12 protein-coding genes are annotated in these 13,316 nt (G+C 29.0%); all 12 read right to left on the reverse strand.

The window, feature by feature from the left end; translation table 11 throughout:
- Nucleotides 1-31 precede the first annotated feature (31 nt).
- Complete coding sequence (locus tag ACXGSQ_RS12390) at nucleotides 32-343, reverse strand: DUF6660 family protein (RefSeq protein ID WP_136583794.1); 312 nt, start codon at nucleotides 341-343, stop codon at nucleotides 32-34.
- A 338-nt stretch (nucleotides 344-681) separates the two neighbouring features.
- On the reverse strand, nucleotides 682-1,182 hold the full coding sequence (locus ACXGSQ_RS12395; RefSeq protein WP_458626474.1) for a DUF7738 domain-containing protein: 501 nt from the start codon (nucleotides 1,180-1,182) through the stop codon (nucleotides 682-684).
- The gene (locus ACXGSQ_RS12400; protein WP_458626475.1) at nucleotides 1,179-1,529 is read right to left on the reverse strand and encodes a hypothetical protein; all 351 of its coding nucleotides are present in this window, start codon (nucleotides 1,527-1,529) and stop codon (nucleotides 1,179-1,181) included. The genes ACXGSQ_RS12395 and ACXGSQ_RS12400 overlap by 4 nt, the downstream gene beginning before the upstream one ends.
- Nucleotides 1,530-1,667: 138 nt before the next feature.
- Entirely contained in the window at nucleotides 1,668-2,381 is a 714-nt protein-coding gene (locus tag ACXGSQ_RS12405) for a hypothetical protein (protein ID WP_458626476.1), read from the reverse strand.
- Between the two features lie 174 nt (nucleotides 2,382-2,555).
- A complete protein-coding gene (locus ACXGSQ_RS12410) occupies nucleotides 2,556-3,164 on the reverse strand; it encodes a hypothetical protein (RefSeq protein WP_458626477.1) in 609 nt (202 codons plus the stop codon).
- Between the two features lie 196 nt (nucleotides 3,165-3,360).
- Nucleotides 3,361-3,780 (reverse strand): hypothetical protein, encoded by a 420-nt coding sequence (locus ACXGSQ_RS12415; RefSeq protein WP_458626478.1) that lies wholly within the window; start codon nucleotides 3,778-3,780, stop codon nucleotides 3,361-3,363.
- Nucleotides 3,781-3,940: 160 nt separating this feature from the next.
- Nucleotides 3,941-4,183: a hypothetical protein gene (locus tag ACXGSQ_RS12420; protein WP_458626479.1), complete on the reverse strand. Its 243-nt coding sequence runs from the start codon at nucleotides 4,181-4,183 to the stop codon at nucleotides 3,941-3,943.
- 5 nt (nucleotides 4,184-4,188) lie between these two features.
- Entirely contained in the window at nucleotides 4,189-4,434 is a 246-nt protein-coding gene (locus tag ACXGSQ_RS12425; protein ID WP_458626480.1) for a hypothetical protein, read from the reverse strand.
- Between the two features lie 163 nt (nucleotides 4,435-4,597).
- On the reverse strand, nucleotides 4,598-6,694 hold the full coding sequence (locus ACXGSQ_RS12430) for a hypothetical protein (protein WP_458626481.1): 2,097 nt from the start codon (nucleotides 6,692-6,694) through the stop codon (nucleotides 4,598-4,600).
- A 173-nt stretch (nucleotides 6,695-6,867) separates the two neighbouring features.
- Nucleotides 6,868-7,527 (reverse strand): hypothetical protein, encoded by a 660-nt coding sequence (locus ACXGSQ_RS12435; protein WP_458626482.1) that lies wholly within the window; start codon nucleotides 7,525-7,527, stop codon nucleotides 6,868-6,870.
- Between the two features lie 341 nt (nucleotides 7,528-7,868).
- Complete coding sequence (locus ACXGSQ_RS12440) at nucleotides 7,869-11,081, reverse strand: Eco57I restriction-modification methylase domain-containing protein (protein ID WP_458626483.1); 3,213 nt, start codon at nucleotides 11,079-11,081, stop codon at nucleotides 7,869-7,871.
- Between the two features lie 897 nt (nucleotides 11,082-11,978).
- Entirely contained in the window at nucleotides 11,979-13,265 is a 1,287-nt protein-coding gene (locus tag ACXGSQ_RS12445) for an ApeA N-terminal domain 1-containing protein (RefSeq protein ID WP_458626484.1), read from the reverse strand.
- Nucleotides 13,266-13,316 lie beyond the last annotated feature (51 nt).

Below are 13,316 nucleotides of genomic sequence, written 5' to 3' on the forward strand. Positions count from 1 at the left end.
TTGGATATAGATATCCTTAAAAAAAACTGAATTATGCCCTTGGTGGCTGTAAAATGGAAGTGGTAAAATCTTTTTCTGTACCGTTTAGGTGTAGAAAATCTTGAGTAGAAATAAGAGTTATATCGAGTGTTAAATCTGCAAAGTGCAAATATGTTGCGCTAATATGGCAACATTGACAAATACAAAAAGGGGAACATAAATCTGAATCTTGGTGCTGATGGTCATTATCCATAGCTTGTGAGATTTCAGTTTTAACATCATTATCAGACACAACGTAATCTGCACAAGGTGTTAGATTAAGTGCGAAAATGTAAATTGACAATATGAATGCTAAATGTTTCATTGATGCAAATATATGAATTTATTAATGCAATGGTGTTGCAAAGATGTTCATTGGTTTGTTCGGATTTGTGCGGTGGGAAGAAACAGCTCTTTTATTTTTTTGTGCGTTGGCTTATGTGGTTGGAAAAAATGAATGTGCTGTTTGAGCGTTGGCTTTTTTAGTTCAAATGTTCGATTTTAGCACGATTTCCGCATTATGCACAACGTGTTTGTATATGGTTTGTTGCGTGGTTTAAGCAACTAATTTAGTAAATAATTACTGACCAAGAAAGTCCGCGAGGACTTTCGTAAGTAGGCGGGAAGCCAGCAATAAATTATATACGGTGTTGTGCATAGTTTTTATATCAGATTAATTTCGCAACCTGATAATTCAGATTTCATTTTCTCATCTTGAAAGAAATGCATAGAATGATTTGATGTTTTTATGGAATAAACTGGTGGTCTATTTCTCTTTATCGCTTCTTTTTCTATACTTTTCAATCCAGCAGAAGTTGTGTATTCGGTTACTGCTGAACCAAATATAATTAGTGTTCCTTTAAATTTCTCTTTTGGGGAAAAATCGTGAGTTTCCTTTTTGAAATTAATAGTAATATTCATAATTTTCAAAGTCTGTGGCTTTATGTAAATCATAAAACCTAACTCGTCGTAAGTCCAAATGATATTATGTTTTAAAGTAATTCTGTCGGGATTTCCAAACACTTCTTTTAGTTCGTCTCTCGTTAAATCTAAAGAAACTTTTTTGTCATTAAAGATTAATGTGTCTGTAGAATCAATTTCTACTTTTTGCCCATAACTTATACAAGTAAATATGAGAAATAATAATAAAATATTTTTGTTCATTCAGTTTTATATTCAGTTCTTAATTCATTGTAATAATCATATTCCGTATCGAGTAGGCTTTCCTCAAACTTGTATTTCAAATAATCTAAATCCAATTCATTCAAAGAAACAATCATTATTCCGTTCATAAAGTTTTCAATCGATTTTTTATGATAACCGCAAAAAATGCCCCAAACCATTAATTTGATAAAATCAGATTCCTTTTCCGTTTTCAATTCTGCTTCATTCCACGATTCCGATAATTTTTTAAATTTTCCGCTATCTTTTTCAACCATTTTCCCATCAGAAATATCAATTTCGGACGGATAATATTTAATTGTCAGATTATAAATTTCCTTAAATGTCAATTTTTATCGTGATTTTGGTAAATTATGCACAACGTGTTTGTGTATGATTAGTTGCGTGGTTAAGCAACTAATTTAGCAAACTTTTACGAACCTGAGAATATTCCGAAGGAATATTCCAGATGAGCACTTACAAAGCAATTAATTATACACGGTGTTAGCTGTAGTTCTTTCTTTTATTATCTCAAAAATCACATCAGTTTTAGTCATTGCAAAAACATTAAGCTTTAATTGATAATTAATAAAGTGTTGCTTGTTGCTTAAGTCTTCATATTTAATTTTAAGGTCGAAATGAGGTAAATCAGAAATTAACTCATAGTTATTTTCTAGGTCATAAACTAGTAGGTATAAAATAGTCATTAAATAACTAGGTAACTCTAACTTAAAGGGTTTGTTTTCTATGTTTATTGGAATTAGAAAGTCTTTTGATTTATTTTTTTGTGCAGCTAAATTATGACCACCATTATATTCTTTATGTTTTATAGATAAAAAACCATTTCCTAATTCAGCTATTTCTACTTCACTGATATTTTCTTTTATAAGCTCAATAAATTTATTGTCATTTATTTCGAATAAAATATTTATGTTTTTGGCTGATGCTAAACCAATGTTATAGATATTCAGAAAACAGTCTTTTGTTTTTATTTTGGTAGTTGCATCCTCAAATTGAATCGAGTTGTGTTTCAGGTCTTTATCAATTTTCATTGTGTAAGAGCTTTCTCCTAAAACAACATTTGGAAGATATGTGGTTTCACGTTGTCTTTTTATTTCCTTTAAAGTTTTTACCGTAACAAATGTATATATTACAGTAGAAATGGCTGCGATTATTGCAAAAATTGAAACTATTGTTGTCATTTATTCTAATTGTTTTTGATTGGTCGAATTACAGCTAACGTGATTGTGTATGGTTAGTTGCGTGGATAAGCAACTAAATTAGTAAACAAATACGAACCAGAGAAAATTCCGAAGGAATTTTCCAAATAAGCACTTGCCAAAGCAATTAATTATACACGGTGTTACCACACGTTTTTATTCAAATTTCGTATAATTTTCATTCCAGTATTTTTCTATAAATTTCCATTTATCTTCAAAGTTCTTTTTCTTAATTGGAATAAGTTTTATCTGTTCTTTATTTTCTCCGTTAACTTTATAAATATAAATTCCGTTATCATTTTCATTATCACATTCTATCGTATGTATGTTTCCAATTTTAACAGCCTTATCTTCTTTTAAATAAAATAAATCGCTATCCCAATTTGAATCAGCACATCCACTTCTGTGATACGAATAATAATAATCTGTGTTTTTAATTTTTGTTGCTGAAGGAAAATTTGAAAAGTTCTTTATTTCCGTGAAATTTTTCAATTCAGGATTGAAAATAAGAATCTCGTTCACGTCAGGAACATTTGTCATAAAATGCAGTTCAATATCTAAAAATCCGTCCTCGTTAAAATCTGTAAAAATAAATTCAGAAGGATTATTGTCATTTCGATACAATGTTTTTCCGTCTAAAGATTTGAGTTCGAAAAAGTCATAATCTTTTAGACAGGTTTTAAATCCAATTCCGTTTTCAGATTGCTCTATGCATATAATTGGATTCTGTTCAGAAATACTTTCTTTTGGTTCGTTCGTTTTCAATTCAGATTCGCTTGTTTTTTGCTTACAAGACAAAATCAGGACGATAATTGTTAATATGTAGAATGTTTTTCTCAAATGTGTGGTAACGTTTATGTATAAGAATAGTTGCGGGTTTGTATGCGAGGATTTTCCGCAGGAAAATCAGACGTTACAAACATGCAACGACCTTTGATTAAGCACTAAACAGCAATTGTTTTTATACGGTGTTGGCAAATGGCGTTTTATCTGATGGTAAATTCAGTTTTCCTAAAATACTATTCAATTCGGTAAGCGAATTTTTATCAATCAATTCCGTATTGATTTTTAATTCCTTCGTTTCTGTTTTCAAAGTGTAATCTCCAGCAAACTTTTTAATCCAATTTATTTCGTCCAGATTTATTTTTTTTCCGAAACCATAAAGTCCGTTTTTCCGAATAGATCCGTTTTCAATTGTCAGATATTGATTTGTTAAATCGTATAAATAATGTCCGACATATAAAATTCCGATAACCAAATATCCATAATCAGACCAACGCAAATTGTCATCTTCCAGAACGTTAAAAGTCCCGAGTCCAATCCAAACTATTCCTAGTATTAGATTAGCAAGTAATCTTTTTTTCTTGAATTTTATTTTCATAAAGATTGGTTTTTTCGCTTTTTGCTAACGTGTTTGTATATGCTTTGTTGCGTGATTAAGCAACTAAGTTAGTAAATAAAAACGGAATAGAAAATCCGCGAGGATTTTCGTAAACAAGCTGGAACTAGCAATAAAATATATACGGTGTTGGCAGTAGTTTTTATTTTTTAAGAGTCGCATTATTCATTATCAAATCATATTCTTCTCCGTTATCTTGAAGTTCGCCTTCTACTCTTAATTGTTCATAGTTTTTCAGCTTTTTTTCGTCTGATTTATCCGCAAAGAGAATAGTCAGTTTCTTTATTTTTCCTTTCAGATTAATTTCAGTCGAAATATATTTATGTCCGCCATCTGCTCCAGTTGATTTTATCACATACTCGTCTATGATTAATTCCGTCAGCATTCGATTTAGGATTTATTCATTTTTTTCATAAAGTATGGTTTTGTCAGATTTCTAAATAATACATAAACAACTATAAAGGCTATTACCGTTATAGTTCCGCTTATACTTGTTTCTTCTTCAGGAATTGCGCCTAAAAGATATAGCAAAGTTCTAATTGTAACTAAAATGGAAAGTATAATCATAATTCCGTAAAAGAAATTGATAGTTTTCCATAGATATTCAAATAGTATTTCTTTGTCGTATTTGTCCAATGTTTCTCGGTTCTCAAATTACTGCCAACGTGCTTGTATATGGTTTGTTGCGTGGTTTAAGCAACTAATTTAGTAAATAATTACTGACCAAGAAAGTCCGCGCGGACTTTCGTAAGTAGGCGAGAAGCCAGCAATAAATTATATACGTTGTTGGCAGTAGGACTTATTTCGGATTTTGTTCGTTCATTTTCGTAGCAATGTCAAATTCTCGATACCAATCTAGAGTATTCAATGTTACGTGTTTAGTTTTTCTAAAGATTTCATAAAAAGAATCGTTATCTGTTGAAATGTTTATTATTTCAAGTAATTGAGGTAAACTTAAAAACCAACAGTTAAAGAATGGAAATCTAGAAAAATGCTCATCCAGTTTAATTAACTTATCATATTGTTCTATCCATATTTTCTGCATTTGATTTAATTTGTCAAATTTCTTTATGATGTATTGTTCTTCTGAATAAGTTCCAAAAGAATGAGTTAATAAGGATTTTAAAAATTGGTTTACAATATTTCTATCTTGAAACCCTCCAAATTCTAGTTGCGTTAATGCAACTCGTTCGATTTGTCTGTTATTTAAATTTATAATTTTCTTTTTTCCATCCCTAGATTTTAACTCAATTTCATCTTTTTCTCTTAAAAATATTTCAGTTCTACCAGCTTGTATTTGAGCAGATAATAGACTTTCAGACAAATCGAGTAGTATATTTATATCTACACCAGATTTAGATTTTCTAGTTAATACTTTCTTTTTAAATTCTATTAAAACTATTGACTTGCTACTTTCTATTAATAAATCACATTCTCCGTCAATTCCATCTATACGATATTCTCCAGTTGAGTATTTAATATTTTTGTTATTCAATTCTTTTTGCAAAAGAACTTCTAATTCAATACCAAGTTTTGAGTCTAGATTTTTGATTTTTTGTCTTAAACTAGATACTAGTGTCTCAAAATAATTTGGTGAACACCAAGAATTATCCATTATCAAAAATTTTGTATTCCCTAACTTTACTAATGGTTTAAGAAAAAAATCAATTTTGGTATAATCTGAAGGAAGAATATATTCTTCATTAACTGTTTTTTGATGCGATAAAAAATTGAGTATCTCAAGAATAACATTTTTTTCAATACTTTTTAATTCTTTATAGACAACAGATAGATAAATTATAGTAGGACCATTGTTATTTTCTGAAATATTATTAATTACTTCTATGACAGAAAATAAAGATTCTTTTGAAAAATTTAAATAGCTTATAAATTCAGTATTATCTATAAATGAAAATAATTCATTTGTAATAAATAGAGCCGTTTTGGGTTTGCTTTGAGGTATAGAAAAAATAGAATCCCAAAGTGAAATTTCGGTGGAAAATTCTATAATAGTTTCGCCCGTTTTAAAATAGTATTCCCAATGACTATAGTGTTGAACTCCATAAACTCCATTAGTGATTGTAATAGATAAATCTATAATTTCGTTTAATTTTTGTTGAGCTTTTTTTGTATTTTTGTTTTCTACAGGATACTTTAAAGAAAGATTTAATAAATAGCCAAATGGAATTTGAGGGCTTTGGTCAAAACTAATTCCACTTGCTTCGCGAGTAATAAAATATCTATTAAATCGAGTAGAATACTTACCATTTACTTTTAGAAAATTAAATAGAGATTTCGAAAGGTTTATTCCTCCATATTGCTTGATTTTGTTGTCTAATTCTTCCACAACTTTTTCAAGACCACTATTAATTCTTATTTGAGAGTTTTCAATGTCAATTTTACATCCTTTTTTTATGAGTTTTTTTATAGATAAAGCAATGTCATAATCTTTTGGATAATCTTTTCTAATGTCATTGAATAAAATTGTGTGTGTATTTGGGGAAAAATGATTGTAGTTTTTAGAATTTATTATTGCTTCTTTCCATTGTTTTTTATTTGAGAAATCTGGAAAATATTCAAAGTTTGGTCTACAGGAATCATTGATTACTTTTAAAATTTTTAAATATTCAATTGGTTCTTCATCATATAATACATATCTATAAACTAATTCTGATTGAAGTTTTAATAATCTTGTTCTCGTGATTTTGTTCTCAGTTTTCTTTGAATCAAAAAGTAACGAGTTTTTTATGTTTTCATAAAGTTTTTTAGTGACAGTTCGTTCCGAATAACCTTGTTTTGTTTCTATACCTAATTGCTTACATACACTCAAGATATTTGTTTTGTCAATATTTTCAGAATATTTATCTACTGTTTCCTTGAATTGATTTATAAGCATTTTTCGAAGTTCTGATTTTGTGTCTTACTGCCAACGTGTTTGTATATGGTTTGTTGCGTGTTTAAGAACGTAATTTAGCAAATAAAAACCGAATAGAAAATCCGCGAGGGTTTTCGTAAGCAAGCTAGAACCAGCAATAAATTATATACGGTGTTGGCAAATCGTATTTATTATTAATATATAAAATCGGTTATTATAATTCTCTTAATGTAATAGTCAGAAAAATTTAAATCAGAATTTAACATCATATTTGAAACTATTTCTGGGTGTAAAAAGCCCATTGGTATTTTGAATTTGTAGTATTCTTTAATGAAATCATTTTGATTTTTTATAGAATCCAATGCTATCCAATATTTTCCTAAATTGTTTAGAGTTCTTGAATCCATTTCTGCAATTATCAAAGAATCTTTATTAAAGTTACTTGGAATATTTCCAGATTGAGTCTGAACACTGTATTGAATTATTCCATTTAGACTTTTATTTACAAATCTTTTTTTTATCAGAAAATCATTTTCTATCCAAACAGAATCTACATAACTATAAATTTCATGTTTTAAATTGCTTTGTTCAAATCGTTTTCTACTCTCTTTTGATACTGATTCCAGTAAATCAGTTCTTCCATTTTTTAAATCAGTCAAGAATTGTTTGTAAGCATTTTTAGTGTCTAAATTCGGATATTGCCTTTTGAGAAAGTCAGATTCAAAGTCGTTTACGAGATAAGTCAGAGTTTCGCTGTTTTCTTTTCCCAAAACCTTTTCAAATTGTGCTATTTTTTTTTCATTTGAACAACTAAAAGTCAAAAGTAAAATTATTGTTAGTTTGATGAATTTCATTATTCGGACATATGTTTGCCAACGGTCTTGTGTATGAAACGTAGCGTATAAATAAACGCTAACTTTTCGGATTTAGCACGAGCCGAATTTTTTATTTTTATGTTTATTTTTTTTTCTAAATATAACCAAATAAAAAATTTGGCGTAGTTTGTAAATAAGCAAAAACCTCTCGGAAAGCCTATAATAGCTATGTTTTATACACGTTGTTGTGTGTAGTGTTTTGCGTTCTGCTTTGTTTTCCTATGTTTGTTATTTAGTTCAAATGTGAGCGTTGGCAAGACATACTCTTTTGCAATTTTTGGATTGTGTGTTGGCTGAAGCGAATTGCAAATGTGTATGGCTTATGAAGTGGCTTCTTCCACAACTTTAATTTCATCTGCTGTCAAACCAAATAATTCATAAACGATTATGTCAATTTCTCTTTCGGTATTGTTTATTTGTCCTATTAAATTAATTGCTTCATTTTTTTTAGCATCAAATATTTCCATCCATTCAATTTCATCCGATTTACTAAGTTTTTCACCGTCAGATTTTTTAATTACTTTATTAAGTTCTTTTATAAATTCTCCAAAATCTAATTCGTTCCAATTTTCCAACTTTTTTGAGAATTTTTCAATTCTATAACTTTGTGCTAAATACTTCAAAAATCTTTCATTGTGATTGGATAGTGTAGAATTTAACTCTAACGCATTTTTAGTTAATGATATTAATTGGCTCTTTTCTTTTGTTATAATAGGTAAATTACTAATGTAATCTGTTTTATAAAGGTAGTAACCACCATTAATCATACTACTTGTGTTTCTGATGTAAAAATCTGAAAGCTTAGAATTTAAAATACCTAAAATCTGAATTAGGGAAATATCTTTTTTTATTTCTATTCCATATACATTTTGATTAAAATAATTTGAACCTGTTGAATATGTGAATGAAGGTGAAATTGAGGTGTGAGAAGTAATAAGTTTATCTGTTTCTAAAAATCTCATTTCCCTTGCTCTGTGAAAACCATACCATTCTAATGGATTTGTTTTGTACTTTTTTCTTAAGTTAATTAAGAACTCTTTATGCTCAGACAAGTAATTAAATGTCAATGGAAAGTTTTGTTCTAACTCTTTTAAGCTAAGAAGTTTCTGCTCATTATTTAAGAATGTATAAGGGTAAATTATTATGTAGTCGCTTGTTGGTGAAGCATAACGTTTAATATTATTTCCCTTAATAATACTTCTTGTTATTTTCTTTTCAATCAAAAACTTATTATCATCAAGTTGGTTTTTAACCAAAACTTTTTCGCCTTGTTCTTCAATTACTTCTAAGTAATAAATTTTATCACTACCTGGAATTACTCCTTGAGAAATGTTCAATGAAATATCGGATAGTTTTTTAAAACCTCTTAACTTTTTAAGTAAGGTTAGTTCAGCTTCATTTTTAAATTCCCAATTGTTTTTTATTGATGAATAGCTAACTTTTATAAAGTCATCATCTTTAAGAAAATCTAAATTTTCTGAAATGTAAATTGGTTTTTTATCTATATATTCTTTGTAAAGAATACTATCTGTTACTTTTTTTTCTAAAAAAAAGATAGCTGTGTATGTTGTTGCACCTTGAAATATATCTATATCTGAAAAAGAAATTATTTTATTTAGGTATTGTGTAGATTCAAAAACATTTTTTAAACCCTTTCCAAAATCAGCATTAATAAATCTATGAGGTTGTATGAAAGACAATAAACCTCTTTCTTTTAAAAGGTCAATACTCAATTCATTGAAGAGAACATAAATATCAAATTTCCCTGTTGCTGATTTATAATGTTCTTCAAAATAAACAACGCTGTTTTTATCTAAATTCTGAACTCTAACATAAGGTGGATTTCCAATAATTACATCAAAACCACCTTTGGCAAAAATCTCTGGAAATTCGTTTTGCCAATTAAAGGCTTTTTCTCCTGCAACAGTTGGGTCATCAATTAAACTGTTGCCACATTTTATGTTCTTGTTTAATGAGGTAAGTTTTCTGCCTTTTTGAGCAGTACGTAACCAAAGTGATAATTTTGCAATTTCAACACTTTCTTCATTAATATCGACACCAAATAAATTATTTTCTAAAATAGAGTTTTCTACTTCGCTTAATATCATTGCATCTCCAAAAAGTTTTGCTTGTAATTCATCTATGTATTGATGTTCGGTAATTAGAAATTCTAACGCTTGGTTTAAAAATGCTCCACTTCCACAAGCTGGGTCGCAAATGGTAATTTGCAGTAACCATTTTCTGTAATCTTCTAATTTTTGAGTTAATTTTTTTAATGTTGCTTTTTGTCTTCCTTTACGTTCTTTCTCGTATTCAGTTTCTTGTATGTCAAGTTCGATTTTCTTTTCCTCGCAAAGTTTGCCAACTGTATTATCTACAATGTATTTGGTAATGTATTTTGGTGTGTAAAAAACACCGTCTTTTTTACGCTTGGTTTTATTTTGCTCAGTTGTAACTCCTTGAATTTCTGCTTGAATTTCGTCAATGTCATTTAATGAATGTTCGAAGATGTGCCCAAGTATATTTACGCTTACTTCGCTCTCAAAATCGTAATTGCTTAAATTAACTGTGTGTTTATGAAGTAACTCGTCATTTATTTTGATGTTGTCCAAAATCTCGTCTGGTGCAAAAAGCCCACCATTGTATGCGAAAATGTCGTGTTGTTGTCCTTTGTGTCCTGTGTTCATATAACCGAAATATTTTTTAAAACGGTCGTACAAAGGAAAATACTCATCGTATTTATCTTTTAAATCTGTCCATTGGTTTACAATTGAACGAATAGAATTTGGTGGAAGTAATAATCTGTCTTCTGCAAAGAAGATGAATAAAAAACGGTCAAGTAGTTTTTGTGTTTTCTTGAATAAAGTAAGCTTATCGTATTCAGGATTTTCATTTTGAATTGCATCAAAAATTTCATTTCTAAATGAAGCGTAATCTTTATATAATTTTTTAGTGATGTTTTCCTCTTGTGTTAAGGATTCGTCTTTAATCTTTTTAGGTATGTCTTTTAGAAGATATTCTGAAGAAAGACAAAGACAAAGGATTTCAAAACGCTCTTTTGTAAGTTGAAACAAATTAAATTCTTCAAAATCTACTGCGTTGTCAATGTAAAAACGCAATTTCTCAAAGTTGGAAGTAATTACATAATTACAACCTGGTTGGTTGTTTTTATATCCAAATGCTTGGGTTTCTACTTTGCTTAAATCGGTTGTATTTGTGCCTTTTAGCTCAATTACTGCAAGTGCTTTTTCGCCTTTTAGAATTGCACCATCTGTCTTTTTTGAGCCTTTTATATTTTTTAATTCCGTTGTGAGATTAAAGTCAGGCGTTGGGTTTTTAACGTATCCGAATACGTTTACAAAAAGGTCAATCAGAAATTCGCCTTGGTATTGTTCCTCTTTGGAATTCCTTATATTTTCTTGAATGGTCGGATTATGGAAATGGCTTGTAAATCTTTCGTAAGCTTCATTAACTTTTTCGGACTCTAATCCTTTTAAATATTTGTTTAGAACAGAGTTCTGAAATAAGCTCATATATGTTTAATGTTTTTTTTCAAATTTAAGATTATTCCGAGCGTTGGCAAAAAACAGCTCTTTTATTTTTTTCAGCGTTGGCATTTCGCGTTGGCAAAAAAATGAATGTGCTGTTTGTGCGTTGGCTTTTTTAGTTCAAATGTTCAATTTTAGCACGATTTTCACATTACACACAACGGTCTCGTATATGATTTGTAGCGTTATTTCAGCAAGTAAGTTAGTAAATAATAACGAAAATAGAAAAACCGTGAGGTTTTTCGACAGTAGGCGAGAAGCAGCTATGAATTATATACATTGTTAGCTAACGTTTTTTAATTTTTACGTACTACTCCTTTGTGCATTTCCGCCCGATTTGTTTTTCATACGTAGTTTCATTTTTTTTACTTAAATGTCAAAAAAAATCTCCAAAATATTATTCCGTTCTTTTCCGTAAAGAGAATCAGTTTTGTTTTTCATCTTAATTTTCGTGACATCAGAAACGATTGATTTAAACCACTAATTTCAAATTTTTAAACTGCGAACAGTTCCGCCGTACGTTTTACCATTCCGCTTATCAGCCAAAAGTTGAGGATTGCAATATTTTCGAATTAATAAACAAAAGTTGGGCAAGCCAAATTTCGTGCGTAAAGTTCCGAAAGAGTAAGAAATTCCAGCGTAATATATTTTAAGTTTCAGTTTTGAATTCCAGTGTAGTTTTTGGGAGCAAATAAGTAAAGACTTTAGTGAAAGCCTTGAAATTGTTGACACGCACAAAATGTTTGCTAACGTGTTTGTATATGGTTTGTTGCGTGGTTTAAGCAACTAATTTAGTAAATAATTACCGACCAAGAAAGTCCGCGAGGACTTTCGTAAGTAAGCGAGAAGCCAGCAATAAATTATATACGGTGTTGTAAGCCGTTATTTTCTTCCTTTATATTTTAATCCGTTATATAAACTCGTGTTTTCAATCATTAATTTTATCTCCTTATTTGTGAAGTTTAAATACTTTAGAATTGCACAAGTCAAAATTATTGTCAATTTTTCTGTGAGATAGTGAGTCTCTAAATATTTTTTGTTGATATTATTTAAAAGTGGATTTGAATGTGTAAAATCATTTCTAAAATCTTTAATTTTTATAGCGAATTTATCTTTATCACGAATCTTTAATAAAAAGTTATAACTAGAATTACAATCGTTCATTATTTTAATAATTCTCTTTTTGTAATGAAATGGTCTTGATGTAGTCGGGTCAATTTCTCCTACAGTATCTCTATGAAAGGCTTCAATTGCTCTGCAAATATTTAAAAACTTGTCAGTAGTGTAGAGTTGTTTGCCATAAAAATTATTAAAATAAGGAATGTAACAAGTGTCTAAAAGGTCTTTTGTAAAAAACCATTTTTTAATAACGTTCTCAAATTTTGGTTCTATATTTCTAAAGTAAACCAAGAAGTCAAAAGGTGATAAATCTTTCTGAATTTTGCTCGGTTTTTTAACTTGATAATAAACCTCAAAAACACTGTTTTGCTTTTCTTTTGGCTTTTTTATTATGACTGAAAATTCTAGTGGATAAGTTGGTTTTTGAGAACAAAGGGTTAAGAAATTTTCAAAATGACTAATATCTTGTAAAATTTTATCAAAGTTTTGTTTTCTTTTATACTCAAGATTACAACCAATGCGTTGTGTTATTTTGACTTCTTTTTGTACAATGTTTTCACTTGGTCCTTTTGCTGTTGGGTTAATAGTTAATGATAAATTATCGTTTAGTTCTATTTTAGAACTTTCTGGTAATTTGTAATTAATAGTAACTTCTTTTTCTTTCCAGTTCTGTTCTATTTTAAAACTCTCTCTTTTATTAACCCATTCATCAAGATTTTTTAAATAGACTGTAGATTTATGAAATTTGAGACTTGATTTTTTTTCTAAATGCTCTTTTCCAATAAACATAAAATTTGAAAAAATCTGACAAGAATCAAAACCTGGACTACTAAAACCTCTTTTAATATCGAAAGAATTATAAAGTGTAATCCATTTACCATTACTTGTAAAACCTAAAATGATTTCATACTCTCTTTTATTCGATTTAAAAGAACCAAATAGGTCAAGTATGGTTCCGTCATCATTTGATGATTTTACCGTTCCATAAATTTGCTCTTCGGGATTTTCTGGTAGCCACCAAATTCCTTTAAATTCATTTTCGTTTTTCAATTCAGTTCGTTTTTTTTAATGGCTTACAACGTTTATGTATAAGAATAGTTG

The sequence above is a fragment of the Winogradskyella sp. PC D3.3 genome (assembly GCF_054366245.1).